The 25,554-nt window shown below is 67.7% G+C and carries 28 protein-coding genes and 1 tRNA gene; 12 read left to right on the top strand and 17 right to left on the bottom strand.

The genetic code is table 11. From position 1 onward, the window contains the following. Positions 1-20: 20 nt before the first annotated feature. The 5 genes from ygfZ to ACYVLV_RS18080 form a co-directional block, all read right to left on the bottom strand. The gene (ygfZ, locus tag ACYVLV_RS18100; protein WP_460812393.1) at positions 21-1,019 is read right to left on the bottom strand and encodes a CAF17-like 4Fe-4S cluster assembly/insertion protein YgfZ; all 999 of its coding nucleotides are present in this window, start codon (positions 1,017-1,019) and stop codon (positions 21-23) included. Further along, entirely contained in the window at positions 1,012-1,458 is a 447-nt protein-coding gene (locus tag ACYVLV_RS18095) for a Fur family transcriptional regulator (protein ID WP_460812390.1), read from the bottom strand. Before ACYVLV_RS18095 ends, ygfZ begins: the two co-directional genes overlap by 8 nt. Beyond that, positions 1,459-1,953: a heme-binding beta-barrel domain-containing protein gene (locus ACYVLV_RS18090; RefSeq protein ID WP_460812388.1), complete on the bottom strand. Its 495-nt coding sequence runs from the start codon at positions 1,951-1,953 to the stop codon at positions 1,459-1,461. Positions 1,954-2,072: 119 nt separating this feature from the next. After that, entirely contained in the window at positions 2,073-2,435 is a 363-nt protein-coding gene (locus ACYVLV_RS18085; RefSeq protein ID WP_460812386.1) for a DsrE family protein, read from the bottom strand. Between the two features lie 29 nt (positions 2,436-2,464). Next, on the bottom strand, positions 2,465-3,505 hold the full coding sequence (locus tag ACYVLV_RS18080) for an alpha/beta hydrolase (protein ID WP_460812383.1): 1,041 nt from the start codon (positions 3,503-3,505) through the stop codon (positions 2,465-2,467). 70 nt (positions 3,506-3,575) lie between these two features. Between ACYVLV_RS18080 and ACYVLV_RS18075 the strand changes: the two genes are divergently transcribed. The 3 genes from ACYVLV_RS18075 (at position 3,576) to ACYVLV_RS18065 (ending at position 7,554) form a co-directional block, all read left to right on the top strand. After that, positions 3,576-5,789 carry an RNA degradosome polyphosphate kinase gene (locus ACYVLV_RS18075; protein WP_460812379.1) on the top strand — a complete coding sequence of 738 codons (2,214 nt, stop codon included), beginning with the start codon at positions 3,576-3,578 and terminating at the stop codon, positions 5,787-5,789. 105 nt (positions 5,790-5,894) lie between these two features. Further along, positions 5,895-6,512 carry a DUF47 domain-containing protein gene (locus ACYVLV_RS18070; RefSeq protein WP_460812376.1) on the top strand — a complete coding sequence of 206 codons (618 nt, stop codon included), beginning with the start codon at positions 5,895-5,897 and terminating at the stop codon, positions 6,510-6,512. Between the two features lie 43 nt (positions 6,513-6,555). Further along, positions 6,556-7,554, top strand: a complete 999-nt coding sequence (locus tag ACYVLV_RS18065) for an inorganic phosphate transporter (protein WP_460812374.1) — start codon at positions 6,556-6,558, stop codon at positions 7,552-7,554. Positions 7,555-7,599: 45 nt separating this feature from the next. On the opposite strand, the gene ACYVLV_RS18060 is transcribed toward ACYVLV_RS18065, so the two are convergent. Further along, positions 7,600-8,229 (bottom strand): TetR/AcrR family transcriptional regulator, encoded by a 630-nt coding sequence (locus ACYVLV_RS18060; protein WP_460812371.1) that lies wholly within the window; start codon positions 8,227-8,229, stop codon positions 7,600-7,602. Between the two features lie 104 nt (positions 8,230-8,333). On the opposite strand from ACYVLV_RS18060, the gene ACYVLV_RS18055 reads away from it, so the two are divergent. Continuing rightward, positions 8,334-9,428 carry a zinc-binding dehydrogenase gene (locus tag ACYVLV_RS18055; protein ID WP_460812367.1) on the top strand — a complete coding sequence of 365 codons (1,095 nt, stop codon included), beginning with the start codon at positions 8,334-8,336 and terminating at the stop codon, positions 9,426-9,428. 120 nt (positions 9,429-9,548) lie between these two features. Continuing rightward, positions 9,549-10,640 (top strand): fatty acid desaturase family protein, encoded by a 1,092-nt coding sequence (locus ACYVLV_RS18050; RefSeq protein ID WP_460812363.1) that lies wholly within the window; start codon positions 9,549-9,551, stop codon positions 10,638-10,640. A gap of 111 nt (positions 10,641-10,751) precedes the next feature. On the opposite strand, the gene ACYVLV_RS18045 is transcribed toward ACYVLV_RS18050, so the two are convergent. From ACYVLV_RS18045 to ACYVLV_RS18020, 6 genes are all read right to left on the bottom strand, one after another. Continuing rightward, positions 10,752-11,804 carry a hypothetical protein gene (locus ACYVLV_RS18045; protein WP_460812360.1) on the bottom strand — a complete coding sequence of 351 codons (1,053 nt, stop codon included), beginning with the start codon at positions 11,802-11,804 and terminating at the stop codon, positions 10,752-10,754. A gap of 130 nt (positions 11,805-11,934) precedes the next feature. Next, positions 11,935-12,714 carry a phosphate ABC transporter ATP-binding protein PstB gene (gene pstB, locus ACYVLV_RS18040; protein ID WP_460812358.1) on the bottom strand — a complete coding sequence of 260 codons (780 nt, stop codon included), beginning with the start codon at positions 12,712-12,714 and terminating at the stop codon, positions 11,935-11,937. A gap of 23 nt (positions 12,715-12,737) precedes the next feature. Next, positions 12,738-13,802, bottom strand: coding sequence for a phosphate ABC transporter permease PstA (pstA, locus tag ACYVLV_RS18035; protein ID WP_460812356.1), 1,065 nt, complete (start codon positions 13,800-13,802; stop codon positions 12,738-12,740). A 4-nt stretch (positions 13,803-13,806) separates the two neighbouring features. Continuing rightward, the gene (pstC, locus tag ACYVLV_RS18030; RefSeq protein WP_460812354.1) at positions 13,807-14,763 is read right to left on the bottom strand and encodes a phosphate ABC transporter permease subunit PstC; all 957 of its coding nucleotides are present in this window, start codon (positions 14,761-14,763) and stop codon (positions 13,807-13,809) included. A gap of 185 nt (positions 14,764-14,948) precedes the next feature. Next, positions 14,949-16,049 carry a phosphate ABC transporter substrate-binding protein PstS gene (gene pstS / locus ACYVLV_RS18025; RefSeq protein WP_460812352.1) on the bottom strand — a complete coding sequence of 367 codons (1,101 nt, stop codon included), beginning with the start codon at positions 16,047-16,049 and terminating at the stop codon, positions 14,949-14,951. 196 nt (positions 16,050-16,245) lie between these two features. Next, a complete protein-coding gene (locus tag ACYVLV_RS18020) occupies positions 16,246-17,112 on the bottom strand; it encodes an NUDIX hydrolase (RefSeq protein ID WP_460812349.1) in 867 nt (288 codons plus the stop codon). Between the two features lie 47 nt (positions 17,113-17,159). Between ACYVLV_RS18020 and ACYVLV_RS18015 the strand changes: the two genes are divergently transcribed. Continuing rightward, positions 17,160-18,245 carry a hypothetical protein gene (locus ACYVLV_RS18015; RefSeq protein ID WP_460812345.1) on the top strand — a complete coding sequence of 362 codons (1,086 nt, stop codon included), beginning with the start codon at positions 17,160-17,162 and terminating at the stop codon, positions 18,243-18,245. Between the two features lie 69 nt (positions 18,246-18,314). On the opposite strand, the gene ACYVLV_RS18010 is transcribed toward ACYVLV_RS18015, so the two are convergent. Together ACYVLV_RS18010 and ACYVLV_RS18005 are read right to left on the bottom strand one after the other, a co-directional pair. After that, positions 18,315-18,458 (bottom strand): hypothetical protein, encoded by a 144-nt coding sequence (locus tag ACYVLV_RS18010; RefSeq protein ID WP_460812342.1) that lies wholly within the window; start codon positions 18,456-18,458, stop codon positions 18,315-18,317. Between the two features lie 273 nt (positions 18,459-18,731). Further along, positions 18,732-18,935, bottom strand: coding sequence for a cold-shock protein (locus ACYVLV_RS18005; RefSeq protein ID WP_460812339.1), 204 nt, complete (start codon positions 18,933-18,935; stop codon positions 18,732-18,734). Positions 18,936-19,383: 448 nt separating this feature from the next. On the opposite strand from ACYVLV_RS18005, the gene ACYVLV_RS18000 reads away from it, so the two are divergent. Both ACYVLV_RS18000 and ACYVLV_RS17995 read left to right on the top strand, forming a co-directional pair. Then, positions 19,384-19,806, top strand: coding sequence for a cyclic nucleotide-binding domain-containing protein (locus ACYVLV_RS18000; protein WP_460812337.1), 423 nt, complete (start codon positions 19,384-19,386; stop codon positions 19,804-19,806). A 125-nt stretch (positions 19,807-19,931) separates the two neighbouring features. Beyond that, the gene (locus ACYVLV_RS17995) at positions 19,932-20,651 is read left to right on the top strand and encodes a class I SAM-dependent methyltransferase (protein ID WP_460812335.1); all 720 of its coding nucleotides are present in this window, start codon (positions 19,932-19,934) and stop codon (positions 20,649-20,651) included. Positions 20,652-20,657: 6 nt separating this feature from the next. On the opposite strand, the gene ACYVLV_RS17990 is transcribed toward ACYVLV_RS17995, so the two are convergent. Then, positions 20,658-21,236, bottom strand: coding sequence for a DinB family protein (locus ACYVLV_RS17990; protein WP_460812333.1), 579 nt, complete (start codon positions 21,234-21,236; stop codon positions 20,658-20,660). 154 nt (positions 21,237-21,390) lie between these two features. Here ACYVLV_RS17990 and ACYVLV_RS17985 point away from each other — a divergent pair. The 4 genes from ACYVLV_RS17985 to ACYVLV_RS17970 all read left to right on the top strand — a co-directional run bounded on the left by ACYVLV_RS17985 (position 21,391) and on the right by ACYVLV_RS17970 (position 24,263). Continuing rightward, positions 21,391-21,463, top strand: a tRNA-Lys gene (locus ACYVLV_RS17985). A gap of 182 nt (positions 21,464-21,645) precedes the next feature. Then, complete coding sequence (locus ACYVLV_RS17980) at positions 21,646-22,515, top strand: universal stress protein (RefSeq protein WP_460812331.1); 870 nt, start codon at positions 21,646-21,648, stop codon at positions 22,513-22,515. Between the two features lie 27 nt (positions 22,516-22,542). Then, positions 22,543-23,469: an ABC transporter ATP-binding protein gene (locus tag ACYVLV_RS17975; RefSeq protein ID WP_460812329.1), complete on the top strand. Its 927-nt coding sequence runs from the start codon at positions 22,543-22,545 to the stop codon at positions 23,467-23,469. Further along, positions 23,466-24,263, top strand: coding sequence for a hypothetical protein (locus ACYVLV_RS17970; protein ID WP_460812327.1), 798 nt, complete (start codon positions 23,466-23,468; stop codon positions 24,261-24,263). Before ACYVLV_RS17975 ends, ACYVLV_RS17970 begins: the two co-directional genes overlap by 4 nt. 31 nt (positions 24,264-24,294) lie before the next feature. Here the strand turns inward: ACYVLV_RS17970 and ACYVLV_RS17965 are convergent, their stop codons facing one another. Together ACYVLV_RS17965 and ACYVLV_RS17960 are read right to left on the bottom strand one after the other, a co-directional pair. After that, entirely contained in the window at positions 24,295-24,777 is a 483-nt protein-coding gene (locus tag ACYVLV_RS17965) for a DUF2231 domain-containing protein (protein WP_460812324.1), read from the bottom strand. Positions 24,778-24,919: 142 nt separating this feature from the next. Further along, positions 24,920-25,543, bottom strand: coding sequence for a TetR/AcrR family transcriptional regulator (locus ACYVLV_RS17960; RefSeq protein ID WP_460812322.1), 624 nt, complete (start codon positions 25,541-25,543; stop codon positions 24,920-24,922). Positions 25,544-25,554: the final 11 nt, after the last annotated feature.

Genomic DNA, 25,554 nt, shown 5'->3' with positions numbered 1-25,554 from the left:
GCGCCGACTCGCTGGACCACTCAGCGCAGGGGGCGCACATGCAGGCCGACCTCGGGGTCGACGATGACCTCTTGGGCTGCGGTCAGCCCGTCGGTGGTCAGGGTGGCGTCGAGGGCGACGTTGCGCTTGACCATGGCCAGGGCGATGGGCCCGAGCTCGTGGTGGCGGGCCGAGGAGCCGACGAAGCCCACGACCTTCTCCCCGAAGTAGATCTCCGAGCCCTGCGTGGGCAGTCGGTTCTCGGATCCGTCCAGGTGGAGCAGGGTGAGGCGGCGCGGCGGTCGGCCCAGGGTGTGGACGCGCGCGACCGTCTCCTGGCCGCGGTAGCAGCCCTTGTCGAGGTGGACCGCGGAGTCGATCCAGCCCGCTTCGTTGGGGATCGTGCGGTGGTCGGTGTCGACCCCCATACGCGGTTCGCCGCGCTCGATACGCAGCGCCTCGAAGGCCCACAAACCAGTGGCGGGTCCCGCTGCTTCGGCGTACGTCGCCAGCTCGGCTCGGGGGACGACCTCGAAGGCGGCGTACCCTCGCGGGTCCTCGGCGCCGGCGGGCACCTTGGAGGGGCGCCACATCACGGCCAACTCATCGGTGGCGTCGGTGATCTCGACGCGGGTCATGAACTTCATCTTCTCGAGGAACGCGATCAGGGCGGCGCCCGCTCCCGGCTCGGTGTGCGCGGTGAACGTCTCGTCGCCGTCGTCGCAGCCGTAGAACGCGTGCTCGACGTGCCCCTGCGGGCTGAGGATCAAGGCGGCCACGGTCTTCCCGGGGGCCAGGTTCAGCAGGTGCTGGGTGGTCAGGGAGTGCAACCAGGTCAACCGGTCGGGGCCTTGGAGGCGTACGACGTCGCGATGTGACAGGTCGACGAATCCCTCCCCCGCCACCAGGTGGCGCTGCTCGGTGTTGAACGATCCGTAGTGCGCCGCCACCGGGGCGTCGATGCCGTTGCCGGCCACCGCTCCGGGCAGTTTCATCAAGGGGCTGGTCATCAGGGGGCTGGTCGTCTCGGGGCTACTCATCGGTCGTCTTCCCTTCCTTGCAGGTGGTGCAGGAGCCAAAGATCGTCAGGTGCCCGACGTCGGCCTCGAAATCGAAGTCCGTGGCGAGCCGGTCCACCAGGGGCGCCACCACATCAGCATCAACGGAGACCACCTCCCGACAATTCCGGCATACGAGGTGGAAGTGGGTGTGATCGCGCACGGAGTGGTACGTCGGGGCGCGGTCGCTGAGGTGTGCGTGCCGCACCAACCCGAGCTCCTCGAGCACCTCCAGGGTGCGGTAGACCGTGGAGATGTTGATCGCCTGGGAGTGCTGTCGGACCTCGGTGAGGACCTCGTCCGGTGTCGCATGGCCCAGCCGGTCGACCGCGGTCAGGATCAGTTCGCGTTGCGGGGTCAGCCGGTAGCCACTGCCGCGCAATCGCTCGCGCCAGTCGGGTCCCGCCTGCTCCGTGGCCACTCAGACCCGCTGCAGGCGTGCCCACAGGTGCGGTTGGAGTTCCTGGCCCATGGCGGCCATGTCGAAGGCGTAGAGCAGGTCGCCCTCGACGTACCCGTAGAGACGCTTGCCGGCGGTGTACTCCTTGGCCGAGTCGGTGCGGGCCACCGCGTCGGTGATGACTTCGAGCTTTGCGCCGCCGGCCTCGCCGTGCCAGACCTCGGCGAATCCGGTCTGGTGAGTCAGCAGCATCTCGATCTTCCCCTCAGGGCGGCATCGGAGGAAGCCGCTCTCCATGGCGGCGTCGCGGACCTTCTCGCCCTTCTCGTCGACGATCCAGCTGCGCGAGAGGTAGTGGATGAAGGGGCGACCGTCGTGGGTGAAGATCAGCTCCTGCCCGAACTCGAACTTCTCGATCGTCGGGTAGTCGCCGTGACCGTTGCCCTGCCAGGTGCCGAGCATCCAGGCAAGGGGGCCGCAGTCGGGGTGAAGGTTGTCAGGGAACTCGAAAGGCACGTTCCGAGTGTAGGGCGTCCCAACCCGTCCTCCACCGGGGTAGTCCCTGACGCTTGTGCGACGACACGCCGTACGAACTCGCACAAACGTCAGGGACTACCCCGGTGGGGCGGGACTGGTCAGTAGACGATGGCCTGGACGTCGGGGCGCAGGATCTCCTCGGCGAACACGGCTGCGCCGGCGATGACGATGCCGGACCCCAGGTCCTCCTCGCTCAAGCCACGGCGGGCGGCGCACTGGCTGCACACGGTGATCCGGCCGGTCTCGAGGATCGCTTCGATCAGGGCGGGCAACGGGGTGGCCAGGGGAAGGTCGAAAGCCTCGGCCCGTTCGGGTACGCCGAGCCAGGCAGCTTCCCCGGTCAACCACAGGGAGACGTCGCTCCCGCCCACCGCTGCGGCCGCGGCGACGGTGAACGCCTGGTTGCAGCGCTCGAGGTCATCGGTGCCACAGGTGGCCTTGACGACGAGGGGACGGACCATGGGGTCAGGGTAGTCCCCGGAATCGAGCCCTACCCCGACGCGCGTACGCCGGCCCGCAACTTCGCGGCCACCTCGTTGACGGCCTCGCGGTTGCGGCGGCCGACCCCGACGATGTTGAAGAAGCCGTGAATCAGGTCCGGGAACCGCTTGAGTTCCACGGTGACCCCGGCATCGGCGAGTTTGCGGGCGTAGGCCTCGCCCTCGTCTCGCAGCGGGTCGAACCCCGCCGTGCAGAGGTACGCCGGCGCCAACCCCTCAGGTAGATCGGCGTGGAGCGGAGAGACCCGCGGGTCGCGAGGGTCCACGCCGTCGGCGAGGTACCCCCGGTTGGCCAGCCGCATGAAGTCCTGGGTCAGGAAGAACCCCTCGCCGAACATCTCGAAGCTGCGGGTCTCGCGAGCCGCGTCGGTGGCCGGATAGACCAACAGTTGGAAGGCCAGCGGCCAACCCCGGCGGGCGGCCTCGATCGCGAGGACCGCGGCGAGGTTGCCCCCCGCGGAGTCACCGCCGACCGCGAGACGTGCGGTGTTCGCACCCAGACTCTCGGCGTTCTCCAGCACCCATTCGTAGGCCGCCAACGCATCGTCGTACGCCGCGGGGAAAGGCTCCTCCGGCCCGAGGCGGTAGTCGATCGCCAGCACCCGCACCCCGGCCTTCTCGGCCAACAACCGGCACGGGGCGTCGTGACTGTCGAGGTCGCCGTAGATCCAGCCGCCGCCGTGGAAGAACACCAACATGGGGCTCGGGGTGACCGCGATGCTGGGGACGTAGAGCCGGGCACCGAGGTCGCCGACCTGCAGGTCGCGCACCGAACCGATCGGCAGCGAACCGCCAGCGATCTTGGAGCTGTGCACGATCTCGCGTCGACCGTCCTCCAACGGCAGCGTCTCGGCGGGTTTGCGGGTCATCGCCATCAACCGCAGCATCAGTTGCGCCTCGACGGCCAACGTCTGGCCGTCCTTGACGATGGGGGGTCCTGCGAGTCGGCGTTGGACTCGCTCGGGCAACCCCATGACCCGAGCGAACACCAGGGCTTCGATGCGGGCCGCGCCGCTCGCAAGTGGATTCACAGGCTGAACCTATGTCAACAGCGGGTCGCTCGTAACCCTTTGTTCATGGTCCGGTGAGACAATCAACAACATGTCGTTGGAGATCGTGCACCCCGCCTCGGACGAGCCCTCTGCGACGGGTCCGTCGGCGGGTTCATCGACGGGACAAACGTCAGTCCCGTCAGTAGTCCCGGAGACCGAGGCGACCGAAGACGAGGGGACCGACTTCGTCCCCACGCAGGAGTCCCTCGACGCCATCGAGGCCCACGAGGACCGGTTCCTGGACCGGGAACTGTCCTGGCTCCACTTCAACCAGCGCGTCCTCGAACTGGCCGAGGACCCGACCCTGCCGCTGCTCGAGCGCGCCCGGTTCCTGGCCATCTTCACCAGCAACCTCGACGAGTTCTTCATGGTCCGAGTCGCTGGCCTGAAGCGCCGGATCGCGACCAGCCTGGCCGTCCGGGCGGCGTCCGGGATGCTGCCCCGGGAGGTCCTCGCCTCCATCCTCGCCACGACCCGCGAGCTCAGTGAGCGCCAGGCCCGGGTCTTCCACGAGCAGATCATCCCCGCCCTGGCCGAGCAGAACATCCGCATCGTGCGCTGGGACGACCTGGCCAAGGACGAACAGAAGGACTGCAAGCGACTCTTCCGCGACCGGGTCTTCCCGGTGCTCACCCCGTTGGCCGTCGACCCGGCCCACCCGTTCCCCTACATCTCGGGGCTCTCGCTCAACCTCGCGGTGGTGTTGCGGAACCCCAAGACCGACAAGAAGCACTTCGCCCGGGTGAAGGTGCCGCAGAGCTTCGAGCGGTTCGTCGCCGTGGGCAACGACCGGTTCGTGCCCCTCGAGGACGTCATCGGCAGCCACCTCAAACGCCTCTTCCCCGGCATGGAGGTCCTCGAGGTCCACACCTTCCGCGTCACCCGCAACGAGGACGTCGAGGTCGAGGAGGACGACGCCGAGAACCTCCTGGCCGCCCTCGAGAAGGAGCTGCTGCGGCGCCGGTTCGGACCCCCGGTCCGCCTCGAGGTCGAGGAGACCATCACCTCCGAGGTCCTCGACCTGCTCGTCTCCGAGTTGGACGTCACCCGTGAGGAGGTCTTTCACCTGCCCGGCCCCCTGGATCTACGGGGTCTGCACGGCATCGCCGACCGGTCGCGGGAGGACCTGAAGTACCCCGCGTTCGTGCCCACCACCCACCACACCCTCGCCGAGGTCGAGTCCGCCGCCCCGGTCGACGTGTTCAAGGCGACCCAGCGCCGCGACGTACTCCTCCACCACCCCTACGACTCCTTCGCGACCAGCGTCCAACGCTTCATCGAGCAGGCGGCCGCGGACCCGCACGTGCTGGCCATCAAGCTGACGCTCTACCGCACCTCGGGGGACTCCCCGATCATCGACGCCCTGGTCGATGCGGCCGAGTCGGGCAAGCAGGTGCTGGTGATCGTCGAGATCAAGGCCCGCTTCGACGAGCAGGCCAACATCCGTTGGGCCCGCAAACTCGAGCAGGCCGGGTGCCACGTCGTCTACGGGCTGGTCGGCCTGAAGACCCACTGCAAGCTGGCCATGGTGGTCCGCGACGAACCCGAGGGCATCCGCCGCTACACCCACATCGGCACCGGCAACTACAACGGGAAAACGGCCCGGATGTACGAAGACCTGGGCCTGATCACCACCAACGAACAGATCGGTGAAGACATCGCCCACCTGTTCAACAACCTGTCCGGATGGTCGCGCAACGCGCAGTACTCCCAGTTGCTGGTCGCCCCGGACTCGGTGCGCAACGGCCTGATCGAGCAGGTGTACGCCGAGATCGCGAACCACCGCGCTGGACGACCCTCGGGGATCCGGATCAAGGCCAACTCCGTGGTCGACGAGGCCATCATCGACGCGCTCTACCTCGCCTCCTGCGAAGGCGTCACGGTCGAGTTGTTGGTGCGCGGCATCTGCGCTCTGCGTCCCGGCGTACCCGGATTGTCGGAGAACATCACCGTCCGCTCGATCCTGGGTCGGTTCCTGGAGCACAGCCGGGTCTTCTGGTTCGAGAACGGGGGCGAACCCACCACCTGGTTCGGCTCCGCCGACATGATGCACCGCAACCTGGACCGGCGCGTCGAGGTGCTCGTGCGGGTGCCCGACCAGGACAGCGTCGCCTCCATCGGAAAGTTGCTGGACCTGGCCTTCGACGAGAACACCGGCGCCTGGTTGCTCGAGGCCGATGGTCGATGGACCCACAACGGCGGGACCCTGCACCTCCAGGAATCCCTCATCGACAGCCAGCGTCGCCGCCGTATCTCTTCCTGACCAGCGGCCCACCCCGGGAGCACCTCACCGGTCCGGGGTGCGTCGTACGACGTTATGGCCCTAGGCTGTCGGCGTTTCCCCGCCGCCTTCCCAGGAGATTTCGTTGTGGCCCTGAAGTTTCGACCCGTCGAGGCGTCGTTCTATCGCCTCTTTGCGGAGTCAGCCCAACACCTGGTCACCGGTTCCCGGTTGCTGGCGGAGATGCTCGATGAGGGTTCGGACTCCGTCGAGGTCGCCACCCAGATGCGTGCCGCGGAGCACGCCTGCGACGAGACCACCCATGCGATCGTCAAGCAGGTCAACTCCACCTTCATCACCCCCTTCGACCGCGAGGACATCTACTCCCTCGGCTCGGCCATGGATGATGTGATGGACATGATGGACGAGGTCGTCGACCTCGTCCTGCTCTACAACGTCGTGCACCTGCCCGCCGACCTCTCGCTGCAGGTCGAACTGCTCCAGCGCTGCGCCGAACTGACCGCCGAGGCGATGCCCGGGCTGCGGTCGATGGCCTCGCTGGAGGAGTACTGGATCGAGATCAACCGGCTCGAGAACAGCGGCGACAAGAACCACCGCCAGATGCTGGCCCGCCTGTTCTCCGGGGAGTTCGAAACCCTCGAGGTGCTCAAGCTCAAGGACATCGTCGATGCCCTCGAGGGGGCGATCGACGGTTTCGAACGGGTGGCCAACATCGTCGAGCAGATCGCCGTCAAGGAGTCCTAGGTGTCCTGTTCCCTGATCTGCGAGACGGGTCGCTAGACCTCTCATGGATCTCGCGATCATCATCGCCGTCGTCGTCGTCGCCCTCACCTTCGACTACACCAACGGCTTCCACGACGCGGCCAACGCCATCGCCACCTCGGTCTCGACCCGGGCCCTGACCCCGCGCGCCGCCCTGGCGATGGCCGCGGTCATGAACTTCGTGGGCGCCTTCCTGGGCCAGAAGGTCGCCAAGACCGTCTCGGACGTCATCGATCCCGGGGTCGGCTCCGCGGGGCTCCTCATCGTGATGGCCGGCCTGATCGGGGCCATCACCTGGAACCTCATCACGTGGTACTTCGGCCTGCCCTCCTCCTCCTCCCACGCCCTGATCGGCGGCCTGGTCGGCGCCGCCATCGCCGGGGGCGTGACCGCCAACTGGTCCGTCGTGCTCGGCAAGGTCGTCATCCCGATGATCCTCTCGCCGCTGGTCGCCTTCGGCCTCGCCTTCCTGGTGATGGTGGCGATCATGTGGATCTTCCGCCGGGCCCGACCCGCGAAGGCGAACCGCGGCTTCAAGCTGGCCCAGACCGTCTCGGCCGCGGCGATGGCGCTCGGCCACGGTCTGCAGGATGCGCAGAAGACGATGGGCGTGATCTTCCTGGCCCTGCTCACCGGCGGGTACGTCGGCGCCAACGACGGGCTGCCCCTGTGGGTCATCCTCTCCGCGGCCGCCGCGATCTCCCTGGGCACCCTGTCCGGCGGACGCCGGATCATGCGCACCCTTGGTCGCCGGATCATCGACCTCGACCCGCCGCGCGGGTTCGCCGCCGAGTCGGTGGCCGCCTCGGTGCTCTACACCACGTCGTACGTCTTCGAAGCGCCGATCTCGACCACCCACACCATCACCTCCGCGGTGATGGGGGTCGGAGCGACCAAGCGGTTCTCCGCCGTCCGGTGGGGGGTGGCCCGTTCGATCCTCACCGCCTGGGTGCTGACCTTCCCGATGGCGGGCCTGGCCGCGGCGGCGTCGTACTACATGCTGCACCTCGTCGTCCCCGTCTGAGGTCTCGCTTGAGGCCGGCCTGAGGTCTGGCCGCACGACGTGACCTCACCCGGCGGCGGACCGCTCCAGTCCGTCGAGGAGCAGGGTCAGTCCGAACTCGAACTCGTCGCCGAAGTCGTATCCCGGTTGCAGGACGTGTTGGGTGGTGAACTCGAGCAGGTGGGGGTAGTCGCCGGCGGCGAACTGCGCGGTGATCGCCTCGGCGAGGTCGGACATGTCCTGCCCGCCGGTGGCCGGGAGGTTCGTCTCCTGCAGAGCGAACCCGTAGAGGTAGGCGTCGAGCAGGGCGTAGGCGTGGCCGGTCATCGCGACGGAGAATCCGGCCTCCCGCAGGCACCCGAGGACGGCGTCGTGGTGGGTGAGGGTGGCCGGCCCGGGGTGGGTGCGGGACTCCATCAGCGGGGCGGCCCACGGGTGTCGCGCCAGGACGGCGCGGGCTGAGCGGGACCGGTGCCGGATCGCTTCCTTCCAGTCGTCGCCCTCGGGCAACTCGATCTCCGCGAAGACCCGGTCGACCATGCCGTCGAGGATCGCTTCCTTGTTCGGGACGTGGTGGTAGATCGTCATCGGTTTCACGTCCAGGGCGACGGCCAGCTTGCGCAGCGTGAACCCTGCCATCCCGACCTCGTCGGCGAGGGCGACCGCGCCCTCCAGCACCCGATCCCGGCTCAGCATCCATGACCTCCCTGGTCTCGCTCTTGACGATTCGTACATTGTACGGTTACCGTCGATCGGGTCAACCCGTACTAAGTACGACCGCCATCGAGGAAGCCAGGACCATGACCCACCCCACGACCCAGAACCACCGACCGGACACCAGCCAACCCACCAACCAACCCACCAACCAACCCACCAGCCAAACCGCCGCACCACCGATGCGGGCGATCGTCCAGGACAGGTTCGGCCCCGCCGACGTCCTGGACTACACGACGATCGAGCGGCCCGGCATCGCTGAGGACCAGGTCCTCATCGAGGTCCGCGCCGCCGGGGTAGACCGCGGCACCGAACACCTCATGACGGGGCTGCCCTACCTGGTGCGCCTCGCCGGGTACGGCGTCCTGCGACCCAAGCAGCCAGTACCGGGCGCCGACGTGGCCGGGGTGGTCGTCGAGGTCGGCGACGCGGTCGACCGTTTCGCCCCGGGTGACGAGGTCTTCGGCATCGCCAGCGGATCCTTCGCGCAGTACGCCGCCGCCGACCAGAACAAGCTCGCCCACAAGCCGACGAACCTCAGTTTCGAACAGGCCGCGGTCGCGACGATCTCGGGGATCACCGCCCTGCAGGCGCTCACCGAGGTGGGGAAGGTTCAACCCGGCCAGCGGGTGCTGATCCTGGGCGCCTCCGGCGGAGTCGGGACGTACGCCGTCCAACTGGCCAAGGCCCTCGGCGCCCACGTGACCGGGGTAGCCACCACGACCAAGGTCGACCTGGTGCGCTCGCTGGGCGCGGATCGGGTGATCGACTATCTGAGGACCGACTTCGCCGATGGGTCGGACGGGTCGGACGGGGAGCACCGCTATGACCTCATCCTCGACGTCGGCGGACGCAACAGCCTGACTCGCCTACGCCGGGCGCTGACCCCGACCGGGACCCTGGTGATCGTGGGCGGCGAGGGCGGCAACCGCATCACCGGTGGCGTCGGCCGCCAGGTGCGCGCAATGGCGCTCTCCCCGTTGGTGGGCCAACGCCTCACCGCGTTCATCAACACCGAGCACTACTCCTACATCGAGCAGCTCGCCGAACACCTCGCGAGCGGTCGCGTCGTACCGGTGATCGGTCAACGCTTCGACCTCGAGGACCTTCCCGAGGCCATGCGACGCCTGGCCGCCGGCCGGGTCAGTGGCAAGACCGCCATCACCGTCGTGCCCGGCTGAGACGGTCGGCTCCCCCTCCTCCGCAAGAAGCCCTCACCTCCGACGTGCCGGGGGTACTGTGGAAAGTCCGAACCCGTCGTCCCGGACCCTGACGTCATTGAGCACGTCAGGAGGGTGACCTTGTCGTCACACAATCCACGGCACGGTGTCGGGACCTCCCGCCCCAGGACCGCGACGACAGTCACCAGTTCCTACACGGAGCTCGCGCAGGCCGTGCGCGCCTCAGGTCTGCTGAAGCGTCGCTACTGGTTCTACTGGACCCAGATCGGGTCGGCGATCGTCGCCTTCGTCGCGCTCCTGACTGCGGTGGTCGTGATCGGGGACTCCTGGTGGCAGCTCGTGCTGGCCGTTGCCCTCGGTCTGGTGGTCACCCAATTCGGCTTCCTCGGTCACGACGCCGCGCACCGGCAGATCTTCGTCAGCTCGACCTGGAACGACTGGACGTCGCGGATCCTGTCCGGACTGTTCGCCGGACTGAGCTTCGGGTGGTGGAAGGGCAAGCACAACCGGCACCACGCCTCACCGAACCGCGAGGGCCGGGACCCCGACATCGCACCGGGTGCACTCGCGTTCACCCGCGGGCTCGCCGAGACCCGCGACGTCGGCTGGCAGGGGTGGTTCCAGCGTCACCAGGGGTGGCTCTTCTTTCCTCTGTTGACGCTTGAGGGCTTCAACCTGCACGTGGCCGGGATCCGGGTGCTTCTCGGGCCGGGGCCCGTGCGGCACCGATTCGTCGAGTTGGCCCTGGTGAGTTTCCGACTCGGTGCCTATCTGGCCCTGCTCGCGATCGTGCTGCCGCCCGGCAAGGCGGTCGCTTTCGTGGTCGTCCAGACCGCGACGTTCGGGGTGTGCCTGGGCGCTTCGTTCGCGCCCAACCACAAGGGGATGCCGATCGTCCCCCGGGACCTGAAGATCGACTTCCTGCAGCGACAGGTCCTGATGTCACGCAACGTGCGCGGCAGCCTGCTCGTCGACGCCGCGATGGGGGGCCTGAACTACCAGATCGAGCACCACCTGTTCCCGAGCATGCCGCGTCCGAACCTCAAGCACGTGCAACCGATCGTCCGAGCCCACTGCGCGGCGTACGGCGTGCCCTACACCGAGCTCGGCCTGTTCGCCTCCTACGCCGTGGTGGTCGACTACCTCAACCACGTGGGTTTGCAAGCCAGGGGACCCTTCGAGTGTCCTCTGGCCTCACAGTTGCGCGACTAGCCACCGTGACCTGCGTTGTGGTCGAAATTCAGGAGAGAAAGCGACCACAACGCAGGTCGCGAGTTGGCGCGGCCACCTGCGTTGTCGTCGAAATCGTGGTCCAGAACGACGCTAGTTGACGCGCCGATAGCGCAGGAACCCGGCTCGTTGCCCCCGGCTCAGCGCGCGACGTTGGGCGACCGTGCCGGTGGGCGTCCACCAGGGAGGTGGATGGATGGTCCACGCTCGCGTGCTCTCGGCGGCGGACGCCGCTCGACCTCGAGCGGCGTGCATTCGGGCTGCCACACGGGCCGGGTCCGCGGCGTCGCCGCGCATCATGACCACCAACTCCAGGCCGAGTTCACGACACAACGCGGCGCGGTCGCGATCAGAGCGTCGCCGGTTCGCTTGCGCGTGCATCTCCCCGTCGTACTCCCCCACCATGCCAGCCTCCGGATCGAGCAGGTCCGGGGTGATCAGGTGACGCCCCAACCGATCGAAGACGGGCTGGTTGCACAAGGGTCGCGGCAACCCCGCGACGAAGATCCAGATTCCCTTCATCCGCGTCTCCCACGGCGACCAGCTGTTCTCGTCGACCCATGCCAGGGCCGCCCGCGCCTGCCGGACCCCGGTCCGCCCGTCGAGGAAACCCAGGGCCCTGAGGGTTCCGCCGTGATCGACGAGGTCGTCGTACGCCGCCATCTCCCAGCACACCGCCGCCTCCACCTCGGACTCCGCGTGACGCATCTCGTAGACGACCGAGCTGACCGCGTCGGTGATCGCCAAGCCGTCGTGGACCACCACCGTGCGCGGATCAAGCCGTTCCTCGGTGATCACGATCCCCGGTTGGGGCCGGACCTTGTCGGCCGCCAAGCACACCGGGCGAGGCACGCCGTACGCCGTGGTGCCGGTGAACCATCGACCACCCGACCAGCACACGGCCGCCCAGCCGGTGAGGGCACCACCGCCTGGACGCAACACCGCGGCCGCCTCGATGATTCGTTGCTCGGGGAGGGTGGGGTCGGCCGTGGCCGGGACGTACAGACCGCGGTTGCTGCGGCGCCACTGCCCGCCTCGTGCCATCGCTCGGGTCGGGCCGGTCAGTCCACTCGGGGCGACGGCCACCGGCGGGACGAGGTGGGGACGGTGAGGATGCCCGGGCGGGACGAACGGTGGTCGCGTCATGGAGCCAGGGTGCGACCTCCCACTGACCCTTGAGGCTCACGCACGACCTCCTGGGGAGGCGTGACCTCGCGACCTGCGTTGTGGTCGAAAAACGGGCAGGAAAACGACCAGAACGCAGGTCCCGAACCGACTACCCGAAGCGACCGGAGACGTAATCCTCGGTGGAGGGGTCGTCGGGCTGGGAGAAGATCTTCTTGGTCGGGTTGAACTCGACCAAGTGCCCCGGCCGGCCTGCGCCCTTGAGGTTGAAGAAGCCGGTGTCGTCGGAGACGCGGGCGGCCTGCTGCATGTTGTGGGTGACGATGACGATCGTGTAGTCGGTCTTCAACTCGTGGATCAGGTCCTCGATCGCAGCCGTCGAGATGGGGTCGAGGGCCGAGCACGGCTCGTCCATCAACAGCACCTGCGGTTGTACGGCGATCGCGCGGGCGATGCAGAGGCGCTGCTGCTGCCCACCGGAGAGACCCATACCGGGCTTGTTGAGGCGGTCCTTGACCTCTTCCCAAAGGTTGGCGCCCTTCAAGGAGCGCTCGACGATCTCGTCGCACTCCTTCTTGGGCAGCCGCTTGGCGTTCAGGCGGATCCCGGCCAGCACGTTGTCGTAGATCGACATCGTGGGGAACGGGTTGGGGCGCTGGAAGACCATCCCGATCTGGCGGCGTACCGCGACCGGGTCGATGTTGGGGTCGTAGAGCGACTGTCCGTCGACCACGACCTTGCCCTCGACGCGCGCGCCGGGGATCGCCTCGTGCATCCGGTTCAGCGATCGCAGGAAGGTGGACTTGCCACACCCCGACGGCCCGATGAACGCGGTCACCGCCCGGGCCCGGATGGTCATGTTGACACCCTCCACGGCGCAGAAGTCGCCGTAGTAGATGTTCAGGTCTGAGATATCGATGCTCTTGGCCATGTTGGTCTCTCCAGATTCCGTTCTCAGCGCCCGGTCTTCGGGGCGAATACGCTTCCGATCACACGCGCGATCACGTTCAGGGTCATCACGATGGTCACCAACACCAGGGCTGCGCCCCAAGCATAGGCTTCGTACTCGTCTCGGTACTGTCCCGGCGGCTCGGTGATGGAGAAGAAGATGTAGACCGGGAGGGTCGCCATCCGCTCCGAGAAGGGGTTGAAGTTCACCCCGGAGGTGAGCCCCGCAATGATCAGCAGCGGGGCCGTTTCTCCCGCGACCCGGGCGATGGCCAGGGTGACGCCGGTGACGATGCCGGCCACCGCGGTGGGCAGCACGACCTTGGTGATGGTGCGCCACTTCGGCACACCCAGGGCGTACGCCGCCTCCCGCAGCTCGTCGGGAACGAGCTTGAGCATCTCCTCGGTGGCCCGGACCACGATGGGGATCATCAGCACGCTCAGCGCGACCGCCCCACCGAACCCGAGCCGGACGCCGGGTCCGAAGAAGATGACGAACAGGGCGTAGGCGAACAGCCCGGCGACGATCGAGGGAATCCCGGTCATCACGTCGACCAGGAAGGTGATCAGCTTGGCCAGGCGTTTCCCCTTGCCGTACTCGACGAGGTAGACGGCCGTCAGTACACCGATCGGCACCGACATCAACGAGGCCAGGCCGGTGATGATCAGGGTGCCGAAGATCGCGTGGTAGATGCCGCCACCCGAGCCGAGGACGTTGAACATCGAGTTCTGGAAGAACTGCGCGGACAAGATGCCTGCGCCCTTGCTGACCACCGTGTAGAGCAGCGCGACCAACGGCAGCATGGCCGCCACGAAGGCCGACCACATCAGGAGGGTCGCGAGCCGGTCGGCGGCCTTGCGGCCACCCTCCACGGAGCGGGACCACAGCGGCAGTCCGATCATGAACGCGGCCCAGGCCAGCATGACCATTCCGACCGGCCCGGCACCGGCCAACAGCCCGAACAGGGCTCCGATGGTGGCGGCGATGCCGGCCGCGAGCGGCGTGGCCATGGCGGGCAGCCGGGGACGGGTGATCGAGAGGTCCAGGGCGGCGAGATTGTTGTCGGTCATGTCCTCACCCCCTGGCCTGTCCACGGGTCGCGATGGCGCGACCGGCGAAGTTGACGGCGAAGGTCAGCAGGAAGAGCAGCAGACCGGTGAAGATCAAGGTGTCCACCTTGGGTCCGGAAGCGTTACCGAAGTTGAGGGCGACGTTGGCCGCGATGGTCGAGGGGTTCTGCGAGGAGATCAGGTTGCTGGTGACCACGCCGTTGCCGGTGACCGCGAGCACGAGGGCCACGGCCATGGTTTCGCCGAGCGCACGACCCAGTCCGAGCATCACCGCGGAGATGACACCCGAGCGGGCGTAGGGGAAGACCGTGAGCCGGATCATCTCCCAACGGGTGGCGCCCAGAGCGAGCGCAGCCTCCTGGTGGGTAGTTGGGGTCTGGAGGAAGACCTCACGGCAGATCGCGGTGATGATCGGCAGCGCCATGATGGCCAGCACCACGCCAGCGGTGAAGATGGTGCGGCCGGTGGTCACCGGACCCTCGAAGAAGGGCAGGAAGCCGAGGTTGCGTTGCAGCCACTGGAAGACCGGGAAGATAGCGGGGGCCAGGAAGGTCAGACCCCAGAGTCCGTAGACGACGCTGGGGATGGCGGCCAACAGGTCGATCAGGGCCCCGAGCCCCTTGGCCAGCCGACGCGGCGCGTAGTGGGAGATGACCAGGGCCACACCGATGGCCAGCGGGGTCGCGATGATCATCGCGATCAAGGCGGCGACCACGGTGCCGAAAAGCAGCGGAAGCGAGTAGGCCCAGATGCTCGACTCGCCGTAGACGGCATCGCCGCTGTAACCCAGCGCCGGCATCCCCTCGACGAGGAGGAAGATCCCGACTCCGGCCAGGGCCCCGAGAATGAGCAACGCCGAGCCGAGGGACAGACCGCGGAAGGCGGCGTCCCCGAAACGTCCGGTCGACTGGTCGTCGAAGATCGTGGTGTCGCTCTCGGTGACGGATGTATCCGTGGCCACCTGGGCTCCTTTGCTGGTCTTCCGGCGTCTTGCTGGGAGGTGTTCGATCAGTGTTGCGCGATTTGGGCGTTCTGGGGAAATACTGCGACTTCCCGACTTGTGAGCCGACCCGCGACGCTGCCCGTGACGCGGATGGATCCGGACCCGCTCAGCGGGCCCGGATCCGTCACACGATCAGGCTGCGATCAGCCGACCTCGATCTTGTCGATGATCGCGGTCGCCTGGCTCTGGAGGTCCGCCGACAACGGCGCGGAGCCGGCCTCGGCTGCACCCTGCTGCTGACCCTCGTCGCTGATGACGTAGGTGACGAACGCCTTGGTCAACGCGGCGGTCTCGGCGTCGTCGTAGCTCTGGCAGGCCATGAGGTACGACGTCAGGACGATCGGGTAGGTCCCCGACTCCTCCGTGGCGAAGTCCAGGTCGAAGATCAACTCGGTCTCGCTGGCGGACTCCGCCGGCGGGGACGCTTCGAGGATCTTGGCGGCGGCCTCGGGGGCCGGGGCCACGAACTCGTCGCCCACCCCGATGCTCGCCACGCCGAGGTCACCGGCCTGGCTGGCGTCGGCGTACCCGATGGAGTTGACGCCGTTCTCGACGGCCGAGACGACACCGGAGGTGCCCTTGGCTCCCTCGCCGCGGTACTCCTCGGGCCACAGTTCGATGGCGCCGGCCTCCCACTGGTCGGGGGCGACGGCGGTCAGGTAGTCGGTGTAGTTCTCGGTCGTGCCCGACTCGTCCGAACGGTGCACCGGGTTGATGTTCTCGGCCGGGAGCGAGGCGTCGGGGTTCTCCTTGGCGATGGCCGGGTCGTCCCACTGCTTGATCTTGCCGGCGAAGATCGCGGCCAGAGTCGAGGGTGAGAGCTCCAGCTCGTCGACACCGTCGACGTTGAAGATGATCGCGATCGGGCTGATGTACGACGGCACCTCGAGCACCGTGCCACCGCAACGCTCGGCGGCGTCGGAGAGCTCGCCGTCGTCGTCGGTCAGGTAGGCGTCCGAACCGGCGAAGGGGAAGGCGCCCGAGATGAAGTTCTCGCGCCCACCACCGGAGCCGACGGGGTCGTACTCGACGGTGACGCCGGGGTTCTTGGTCTGGAAACCGACGGCCCAGGCGCCCATGGCGGCCTGCTGCGTCGAGGCGCCGCCGCCGGCGAGGGTGCCGGAGAGGGACTCATCGCCGGTGCTGCTGGAAGCTTCTTCGTTGCCTGCGCCGCAAGCGGACAGGGTCAGGGCGAGAGCTGCGATGCCGGGGATGATCCCGCGGCGGACGAAAGTGCTATTCACTTCGTTCTCCTGGTTATCGTCTGAGGTTGACGTTGATGAGTGTGCTGAGCCGAAGTGTCCTAAGCAGCGGTCGTCGGTGAACGAGCAGTGAACAGAGCAGGTTTCTAGGTGAAGCGATCGGCACCCGGGAGACGTCCATCACATGAATAGGCCCGTTGCGGGCCGATTCCGGGTTGACGACCGTCCGACGCCGTGGTCAGCGGATGAGGTGACGCTCGACGGCAACGACGTCGCCGTGGCGCAGGTGGACGACCACCATCTCCCCGGTGTCCAGTGAGGGGTCCTTCAGCCCAAGGTGGTCGAAGACCAGCGGGAGCACGGGGCGGTGGGTGCACAGCACCGATCCGTGAGGGCTTTCGGCCAACTCCTCGATGACCGCGGCGACCCGGGCCGGGGTCGCGCGCTCCTCGGTCAACCGGCGCGTGGTGTGGAGTTTGTGGCCCCAGACCTCGGTGAACGGTCGCACCGTCTGGACGCAGCGGGTGGCGCCGGAGGAGACCACACGGCGTACGTCGTAGGCGGCCAGGACCGGGACCAGCGCCTCGGCGACCGCCTCCCCGACCTTCTCGAGGGGTCGCTTCAGGTCCTCGCCGGTCCAGGTCTTGCGGGACTGCGCGTGGGCGTGGCGCAGGACCACCAGCGCACGGGTCTTGTGGCGACGCTCGTGGGCCTGGGTCAGGGTCTCGACGTCGCGGGAGTAGGTGAGCCGGGCCAGGGCGTCGTCGTACTCCACCCATTCGACCTGGTCGATCTCGTCGTTGGGGACGTAGCTGCTGACGTCGTCGTCGCCGACCACCCGTCCGACCCAGTAGTGCACCTTCTTCATGGCAACCTGGGAGTTCAGGGCGTAGCGCTGAGAGTCGAGCGGCACCCCGAGGCGTACGTCGACCCCGGTCTCCTCGGCGACCTCACGGACCGCGGCGGTCGTCGGGTGCTCCCCCGGGTCGACCTTGCCCTTGGGGAACGACCAGTCGTCGTACTTCGGGCGGTGAACCAGAAGTACGCGCTTCTTGGGGCCGAAGACGACCACCCCGCCGGCTTCGACGTCCTTGCTCTCGGGCACGCAGGTAGTCTCACATCATCGTCTGGAAAACAGGAAGAGCTAGTTACGTGACCCCTCCCTCCTTCATGGCCTCGGCACGTCCGAGGACCCTGCTGATCGGGGTGACGGTGCTCGCGGTAGTGGCGCTGGCCGGGGTGCTCGGATCGCGAATGGCCGCTGGTGGCGACGAATCCGACCTCGAGACGGCACTCACCCGTGCCCCCGAGGAGGGTCAGCGGTTCTCGTTCACCGACTGGGCCGGGGTGCGTGCGGAAATGGGTCTAGACCTGGGCTCGCCGACGATCGACCAGGTCACCAGTTTCCTCAACGCCGGCTTCGACGCCGACCTCACCTCCAACACCGCGCTGGTCGAGTCCGCCGAGCAGTTGCAGCGCGAGTTGGGCTTCTCCCCGGCTTCGATCGAGTGGGAGCTCTTCAGTCAGGACAGCATCGGCGCCGCCGTGATCGTGCGGCTCCCCAGCAGCTTCGACTTCGAGGTCCTGGGCCGCAACCTGACCCGGTTGGACTATCAGCGGCCCAAGAAGAACGACGAGGGCGACATCTGGCGCGGCAGCGCCGACCAGATCGCGCTGATCGGTGGACTCTCGCCGGTGCTGACCTACATCGGGCTCGTCCCCGACCAACACCTGCTGGTGGCCAGTGACACCCCGGACACCGCTGAACGGGCCCTGAAGGCGGCCCGGTCGCCGCACGATCTGGACGAGGGTCTCGCCGACGTGACCAAGGCTGCGGGCAACGCGCTCTCGGCGTCGGTCTACTCCGGCGATTACGCCTGCGAGGCGCTGGCGATGGCGGGGGCCGACCCCACCGATCAGGACGCGGCCGACGAGCTGCTCCAACAGGCCGGCAAGGTCAATCCGATGACCGCCTTCTCCATCTCCGCCCAGCGAGGGATGGATGTCCGGGTGGCGATGGGCTTCGAGAATGCCGATCAGGCCAAAACCAATGCCACCACGCGGTCGGTGCTCGTGCGGGGGCCGGCCCCGGGTCAGGGTGGAGACTTCACCGACCGGTTCACCGTGGATGAGGTGGCGGCCGAGGATCGTGTCGTCACGATGGATCTGACGCCGGCGGCCAACAGTTTTGTGCTCTCGGACCTCAGCAACGGGCCGGTGCTGTTCGCGACCTGCTGAGCGTGCCGCTTCAGCGGTCGTGCGGGATGGGCGAGCGGTGCGGGATCGGCGGGTAGCCGGGCCGAAGGGTCAGGCCACGCCGAGGATGCGGTCGATCTGGGCGGCGCTCAGCGGGCCTTCGCACTCACTGGCCGCAATGATCAGGTTGGTGGTCAACTCGACCTCGCCGAGCAGATCACTGTCCTCGAGGGTGACGTCGAACTGGTCGTGCATTGGGTGGATCCCCCTCATGGCAAACCTCTCACCGAGAATTGTGGGCACGTTCTGTCCGAATCGTACGGAGCGGCTGTCGGTGCTGCTGGGTGATCGGTTCGTGACATGAGCAGCATCCCCCATTCAACCGAGGTCTACACCTGAAAGTCGGAAAAGTTTCGGACGAACTAGCCCACCTGCGATGCGGCGTACGGCGGGCTGAAATGCACTACGGGGCCCCGTCTTTCGACGAGGCCCCGTAGTAGAAGGACTGGGATCAGTCCAACTGGCGAATCAGACGGCGTGGACGTTCTCAGCCTGGGGGCCCTTGGGCCCCTGGGTGACGTCGAACTCAACCTTCTGGTTCTCGTCGAGGGACTTGTAGCCCTGCGACTGGATCGCCGAGTAGTGCACGAAAACGTCGTCTCCGCCGTCCTCCTGCGCAATGAAGCCGAAACCCTTCTCGGCGTTGAACCACTTCACGGTGCCTTGAGCCATGTTACTCGTTACTCCTGTAATCGGAACGTTAGCCGCAACTTCAGCGACCACCACCAGATGCGGTGACACGTCGCCCCGACCCGTGATTGGCAACCACAAAGAAGAAACGCCGTTGGATCACAAACTCCGCAGGCGTCAGACCAGCTGGAACTTGCATCTGTTGTGCCCCGAACAGTACCAACGACCTGGTGAGAACGCCCCTTCCGGAGCACAAAAACTTTCCGCGGGGGCGAACTTCACCCATTTGGGCCCCGCGGCCCGCCTGGGAATGCAGCCTCTGCGCCCCTACCTGCTTGGGAATCACTCGGATGTAAGCGCTGTCGTGGCCGTCTGCGATGCGTGACCGGGATCTCCCACGGCCTGACGTGATAACGGTCGCTAACGGTTCGATTCGGTGCTCATGGGTGACACTCTCGACATACCGAACGTCCCACACGAAAGGCACCCCATGAAGCACAAGGACCCCAAGTTGGCTGCGCTGCACGCCCTCCCCCTCTTCGAGGGTTGCACCCAGAAGGAACTGACGCAGATCGCTTCCCTGGGCGACGTGGTCACGATGCCGGCCTCGCGCGTGCTGCTCAAGGAGGGCGGGCACCCGGACGAGGCGTACGTCGTCGTATCGGGTGAAGCGATCGTCAGCCGCGGCGAGCAGGAGATCGCCCGCGTCGGCGCTGGCGAGCTGCTCGGCGAGATGTCGATCGTCGACGGCCCCCAGTCGCGGACGGCGACGGTGACCGCGGCCACCGAGATGGACCTGCTCGTCTTCACCCCCCGCGCCTTCTCCGCCATGCTCGACGCCCAGCCCGAGGTCGCCCGCCACGTCGCCTCGACGTCGGCCGACCGCAAGAGCCGCCTGGACGACCCTGCCTGATCGCTTCGGGGTTCGGCGAGGCTTGTCCGGTCTGTCCCGGCTTAGGGGAGATAAATCCGCACCGACTGCGGATTTATCTCCCTTCATGCTGTGTATCCCTCAACCGGCCGGGGTAGAAACCTGGCATGTCTGATCCGGGAGAATGGTCCGAGACCTCTGACGCCGAGTACGACGGTTTCGCAGCCGCGTACTCGGCCAGGAACGAGAAGAGCCTCTTCAACGCCTACTACGAGCGTCCGGAGATGCTGCGGCTCGCTGGCGACGTCGCGGGTCTGGAGGTTCTCGACGCCGGGTGCGGGTCGGGCCCCCTTATGGAGGCTCTGCGGGCCCAGGGTGCGGTCGTGTACGGCTTTGATCTGAGTCCGGTGATGGTCGACCTGGCCGGCGAAAGGCTGGGCGAGGACGCGGACGTGAGAGTCGCGGACCTGGGGGCACCCCTGCCCTATCCCGACGACAGGTTCGATCTCGTCGTGGCGTCCCTGTCACTGCACTACGTGGAGGACTGGGCCTCGACACTGGCGGAGGTACGACGGGTGCTCAAGCCCGGTGGTCGGCTCACCGTCTCGATCATTCACCCGATGGTCTACGCGATCGTGTACCCCGATGCCGACTACTTCGCCCGCACCCAGTACTCCGAGGACTACGACTACGGCGATCAGACGGTGTGGATGACCTACTGGCACCGGCCCCTCCAGGACGTCCTCAACAGCTTCATCGACGCCGGGTTCGGTATCAAGCAAGTCACCGAACCTCCGCCTGCGGCTGACACTCCGGCGGAGCTGCTGCCCACCGAAGATGGGCGCTCCTTCATCTGCTTCTTGTTCGTGGAGCTCGCAGCGAGCTGAGCGCAATCACCTGGCCGTTCTGGCGGCCTCCTCGATCTCCTCGCGGCGTCGAGCCCAGAACCCTGGGTCGTGCTGGGGCACGGCCATGGCCTCCGCGTCGGTCCCCACAGCTCCGTCTAGCTCTTCACGCAGGACGTCGGCGTGGCCCGCGTGCCGACTGGTCTCGGCCAGCAGGTGAACGAGGATGTTGAACAGCGGCACCTCAGCGTCGCCCCACCAGGCGACGTGGCCTGTGGCATCGAGAGCGAGGGACTCCACGGTCGCGTCGCTGTGCGCCCACACGCGCCGGTAGCGGTCGACGACCTCGCTGCGGGACTCTTCCGCCGTCGCCCACATGTCGGCCAGCCGCTCGGCCTCGATGTCCCACCGCGGCAGGGGTTCTGGGAAGGGGCGGTCGAAGACCTCGCCGAGGTACCTCGCCTCCCAGGTCGCCAGATGCTTGACCAGACCCAACAGGTTGGTCCCCGTGATGGTCAACGGGCGGCGGACGTCGTACTCCGAGAGCCCGTCGAGCTTGGAGAGCACCGCCTCGCGCTCGTGCTTCAGATAGGTGTGCAGGTTGGCCTTCGCAGCGTCGTCGTCCATGAACCGCACCCTGCCACCGGCGCCGCCGGATGGACCAGCATCGCGATAGCTGCGCCCTCGATGCGGACCGCGGCGCCCCCGGAGATACGATCTACGCCGTCTGGATTGTTCGAGGAAGCTTCTGATGAAGTTTCCATAGTTCTTTCCATGCGCCGGGCCCTTAGCTCAATTGGCAGAGCTCCGGACTTTTAATCCGTTGGTTGTCGGTTCGAGTCCGACAGGGCCCACCCACTAGCCGCCTCACCTGTGCCGACAGGCGATGCAGGTGCGGCCTCGGGGTGACCGTCCCCCGGTTATCCCCCTCCGTCGGATCCTGATCCCGACCAAGGTCCCTCGAATCGGGGACTTCCGCCTCGCGCCCAGAAGCGCTGCATCGCGCAGGCTGGTGGTGTCGAGAGAGGAGTCCCCCATGGACCACATCGAGAACGCCATCCTGGTAGCCATCGGGCGTCACGGAAGCGACGCCGCCATCGAGTTCGCGATCAGCGAGGCCCGGCGTACCCAGAGCGCGGTGCACCTGGTCCAGGTCGCGCCGATGACCAGCCCGGTCGAGGACACCGGCACCTATCCAGCCGGTGCGGCAACCGTCGAGGCCGAGCTGGAACAAGCCCTCGCCCACGCCCGGAAGCGCGGCGCCGACACCGGGACCGACGTGTCCGGTGAGCGGATCGACAGCCGCAAGATCGTCGATGGGCTGGTCCGGGTCGCGGACCACAGTCGGATGATCGTGCTGCAGCAGCGCCGGATCGGCGGACTGCACCGGATCCTCACCGGTTCGACGATCAACGGGGTCGCCTCACGGGCCGACGTACCCGCGGTCGCAGTGCCCGAGGACTGGTCGGCGACCGCCGATGAAGCCCCGGTCACGGTGGCCGTCCAAGACGCCGGCGAGGCCCATCGGCTCCTGCGGGCGGGCTTCGAACAGGCCCGGGCGCGCGGCACCTCGCTGAACGTGCTCCACGCCTGGTGGGTTGCGGGCACCTACGAGCTGGCTCTGGTCGATGAGGACGTACGCCGCGCCTGGACCACGCGGACCCGTGCCGAGCTCGAACCGGTCATCGAGGAGTACGCGGCCGAGTTCCCCGACGTGAAGGTGGACCTCGAGATCCGCCACGGCGTACCGATCGACGCGTTGATGGAAGCCTCGCGGCGATCCTCCCTGCTGGTCCTGGGACGCCGGCACCACCTGCTGCCGCTCGGCTCCCACCTCGGACCCGTCGCCCGGACGACCCTGCACCACAGCACCTGCCCGGTGTTCATGGTCCCTGCGGCGATCTGATGCGCGCGGTTCGAGGATGCGGCTGACGTGACCCCTGCGATCGAGCGCTCCCACGAGACACCCATCGCAACCGATGGTGTCTCCAAGGCCTTCGGCCGGCACCGGGCGCTCGACGGGGTCACGCTCACCGTGGAGCCCGGTGAGGTCTTCGGCTACCTCGGACCGAACGGGTCGGGCAAGACGACCACGATCCGCCTCATCGTCGGGTTGGCCCGACCGACCGGCGGGTCGGTGCACGTGTTCGGGCTCGACGTGGCCCGGCACCGTGACGAGGTCCAGCGCCGGATCGGCTACCTGCCGGGCGACTTCACGGCGTACCCCGACCTCACCGGCGCGGAGTACCTCCGCTTCCTCGCCCGTCTCCGCGGCGGCGTCGACCCACGGATGATCACTCGCCTGGCCGATCGCCTCGATCTGGACCTCAGCCGGCGCATCGGCACCCTGTCCCACGGCAACCGGCAGAAGGTCGGGATCGTCCAGGCGATGATGCACCGGCCCGATCTGCTGGTCCTCGACGAGCCGACGGCGGGGCTCGATCCCATCGTGCAGCGCGAGTTCCTCGACCTCGTCCGGGAGGCGCGGGACGAGGGACGCACCGTGTTGCTGTCCTCCCACGTGCTGTCCGAGGTTGAGCAGGTCGCCGATCGGGTCGCGATGATCCGTGACGGCCGCCTGTTGGTCGTCGAGTCGGTTGCGGACCTCAAGGCGTGGGCCGTACGCCGCGTCGACCTGATCTTCGAAGGCCGAGCGCCATCGCGAGCCGACCTGGCCGCCACTGCCGGGGTCCGCGACGTGACGGTGACCGGGCGTACGGCGCACCTGACGCTCGAGGGATCGGCCGCCGATCTGTTGGCGAAGATCGGCCCCCTGCGCGTGGAACGGATCGTCACCCACGAGCCTGACCTCGAGGAGATCTTCCTGTCCCGATATGACGAGCCGAGGGCCGCCGGATGATCCTCACCCTGGTGAGCAGGACCCTGCGCGACCAACGCCGGCTCTTCGTGGGCTGGATGGTCGGACTCTCGGCGCTGTTGCTCGCGCTCGGGGCGATGTGGCCCTCGATCCGGGATATGCCCGGCTTCGAGGAACTGCTCGCCGGCTACCCCGAGGGCATGCGGGAGCTGTTCAACCTCGAGTCGATGAGCACCGGCCTCGGCTTCTTCAACGCCGAACTCTTCACCCTGGTCCTGCCCGCGCTGTTCATCGGTTTCGGGGTGACGCGCGGTGCGTGGTTGATCGCCGGCGAGGAGGAGGCGGGGATCACCGAGGTCTTGTTGGTGACGCCCTTGTCGACCACCACGCTCTACCTCGGGCGGGTCGCCGCGCTGACGGTGTCGGTGTTCCTGCTCGGCGCGGTGGTCGGGGCGCTGACCCTGCTGATGTCGGCGCTGTTCTCCATGGAGGTGAGCCCGCTCGACGCGGCGATCGGATCGTTGGCCATGTGCTTGATCGGGCTCGAGTACGGCCTCTTGGCGCTGTCGGTCGGCGCCATGACGGGGCGTCGTACCGTGGCGTTGGCCGTGGGCGGCGTGGCGGCCGTCGCCGGCTACGTCGTGTACGTCGCCGGTCTGCTCGTCGAGGCCCTGGACCCGCTGTTGCCGTGGTCGCCGTTCTACCAGGCGTTGGAGGGTGGGCCGCTCAGCTCGACCTTCCCGCCCCGTCTCGGGTGGTTGGTCCTGGGGAGCGTGGTCGTCCTCCTCGCCGGGATCCCGGTGTTCGCCCGGCGGGACATCCGGGCGGGTCGCTGAGTCGGTCGGGTCCGGGGTGACCGGTGGGGTGTCACTTCCCGCTGGTGGCGGCCGGGACGTCGTCCCAGACCGCGTGCGCCCCGGAGTCGCCGACCCGGTAGACCTGCACGCCCGCCGCCACGGCGACCAGCACGCTGAGGGCGGCCACCCCGGTCAGGAGGCGCTGGCCACTGGCCTTGCTTTCGCTGCTCGACTTGTTCGCGCGACGCTGCAGCCAGACCAAGGCGGCCGAGACCAACAGCAGGGCCAGGGAGAACCACACCAACGTGTCGCCGAGAGCGGCGTGGTTGCCGGGGTCGCCGACCCTCTTCTCCAGGGCCTCCCCGCTCGAGGTGGCGATCGGACAGAGGATCGTCGAGGCCAGCGCGGCGCCGACGACGAGCGGCCCGAAGGTCACCCGCCACTTCGGTCGTACGGCGATCGCCACCGTGCCGATCAGCGCGAGCGGCAGCAGCACCACGATCGCGTGCACGACGAGCGGGTGGACGGGGATGCCTGCGATGAGATCGAACATGGCGCCATGGTGGTGCGTCTGACCTGCCAGCAACCTGACTGCCTCCGCACGTCACCGACTGGGGTAGTCCCTGACGCTTATGCGACGACACGCCGTCGGAAGTCGCACAAACGTCAGGGACTACCCCGGTGGTTCACGTAGCTCAGGGTGAGGCCACGAGGCGGCGTACGAGCTCCACCGACAGGGCGTCGGTCCGGTCGCGGGTCGCGTGCCCGGCCCGCTCGAGGTCGATCAGGCCGTGTACGCCGGACCAGAGCAGCTGGGCCAGGTCGATGGCGTCCGAGGGCCATGAGGCCGGGTTGGCGGGGTCCGTCGCACGGCTGCTCTCCCGGTCACTCTCGCCATCGATGGCCGGGTGCAGGTAGGCGTCCACGGCCGCCACGATGTGGCCGAAGGACGCGATGCTCTCCTGCTGGGCGAGGGCGGAGGGGGTGAAGCCGGCGACCGCGGGGCCGAAGAGCAGTTGGTAGAGCGCGGGTCGCTCGCGGGCGCCGCGCAGGTAGACCGCCGTGCAGGCCTGCAGGTGCTCGACCGTGCCTCGCTCCCCCGGCGCCGAGCCGACGTCATAGGCCAACAGCGCGGAGGCGTGCCGGTGCAGGGCGTCGAGGAGCCCGGTCATCGACCCGTGGTGGGTGTAGACGACCTGACGCGAGACGCCCAGGGCGTCGGCGACGCGGCGTACCGACAGGGCCTCGAACCCACCGACGTCCACGATTCCCAACGCGGCGTCCACGACATCGAGCCCGGTGACCGATCCCCGTGCCATCTGTGGTCTCC

Source organism: Nocardioides salsibiostraticola (assembly GCF_054783655.1).
This window is presented reverse-complemented; position numbering and strand designations above follow the sequence as displayed.

Bases quoted from the DNA above. Each gene is read 5' to 3' on its own strand.
- ygfZ (WP_460812393.1), bottom strand. From the start codon at position 1,019: ATGAGTAGCCCCGAGACGACCAGCCCCCTGATGACCAGCCCCTTGATG.
- ACYVLV_RS17980 (WP_460812331.1), top strand. From the start codon at position 21,646: ATGGACCACATCGAGAACGCCATCCTGGTAGCCATCGGGCGTCACGGA.
- pstA (WP_460812356.1), bottom strand. From the start codon at position 13,802: ATGACCGACAACAATCTCGCCGCCCTGGACCTCTCGATCACCCGTCCC.
- ACYVLV_RS17995 (WP_460812335.1), top strand. From the start codon at position 19,932: ATGTCTGATCCGGGAGAATGGTCCGAGACCTCTGACGCCGAGTACGAC.
- ACYVLV_RS18055 (WP_460812367.1), top strand. From the start codon at position 8,334: ATGACCCACCCCACGACCCAGAACCACCGACCGGACACCAGCCAACCC.
- ACYVLV_RS18075 (WP_460812379.1), top strand. From the start codon at position 3,576: ATGTCGTTGGAGATCGTGCACCCCGCCTCGGACGAGCCCTCTGCGACG.
- ACYVLV_RS18060 (WP_460812371.1), bottom strand. From the start codon at position 8,229: ATGCTGAGCCGGGATCGGGTGCTGGAGGGCGCGGTCGCCCTCGCCGAC.
- ACYVLV_RS17990 (WP_460812333.1), bottom strand. From the start codon at position 21,236: ATGGACGACGACGCTGCGAAGGCCAACCTGCACACCTATCTGAAGCAC.
- ACYVLV_RS18085 (WP_460812386.1), bottom strand. From the start codon at position 2,435: ATGGTCCGTCCCCTCGTCGTCAAGGCCACCTGTGGCACCGATGACCTC.
- ACYVLV_RS17970 (WP_460812327.1), top strand. From the start codon at position 23,466: ATGATCCTCACCCTGGTGAGCAGGACCCTGCGCGACCAACGCCGGCTC.
- ACYVLV_RS17965 (WP_460812324.1), bottom strand. From the start codon at position 24,777: ATGTTCGATCTCATCGCAGGCATCCCCGTCCACCCGCTCGTCGTGCAC.
- ACYVLV_RS17960 (WP_460812322.1), bottom strand. From the start codon at position 25,543: ATGGCACGGGGATCGGTCACCGGGCTCGATGTCGTGGACGCCGCGTTG.
- ACYVLV_RS18045 (WP_460812360.1), bottom strand. From the start codon at position 11,804: ATGACGCGACCACCGTTCGTCCCGCCCGGGCATCCTCACCGTCCCCAC.
- ACYVLV_RS18010 (WP_460812342.1), bottom strand. From the start codon at position 18,458: ATGCACGACCAGTTCGACGTCACCCTCGAGGACAGTGATCTGCTCGGC.
- ACYVLV_RS18005 (WP_460812339.1), bottom strand. From the start codon at position 18,935: ATGGCTCAAGGCACCGTGAAGTGGTTCAACGCCGAGAAGGGTTTCGGC.
- ACYVLV_RS18000 (WP_460812337.1), top strand. From the start codon at position 19,384: ATGAAGCACAAGGACCCCAAGTTGGCTGCGCTGCACGCCCTCCCCCTC.
- pstB (WP_460812358.1), bottom strand. From the start codon at position 12,714: ATGGCCAAGAGCATCGATATCTCAGACCTGAACATCTACTACGGCGAC.
- ACYVLV_RS18065 (WP_460812374.1), top strand. From the start codon at position 6,556: ATGGATCTCGCGATCATCATCGCCGTCGTCGTCGTCGCCCTCACCTTC.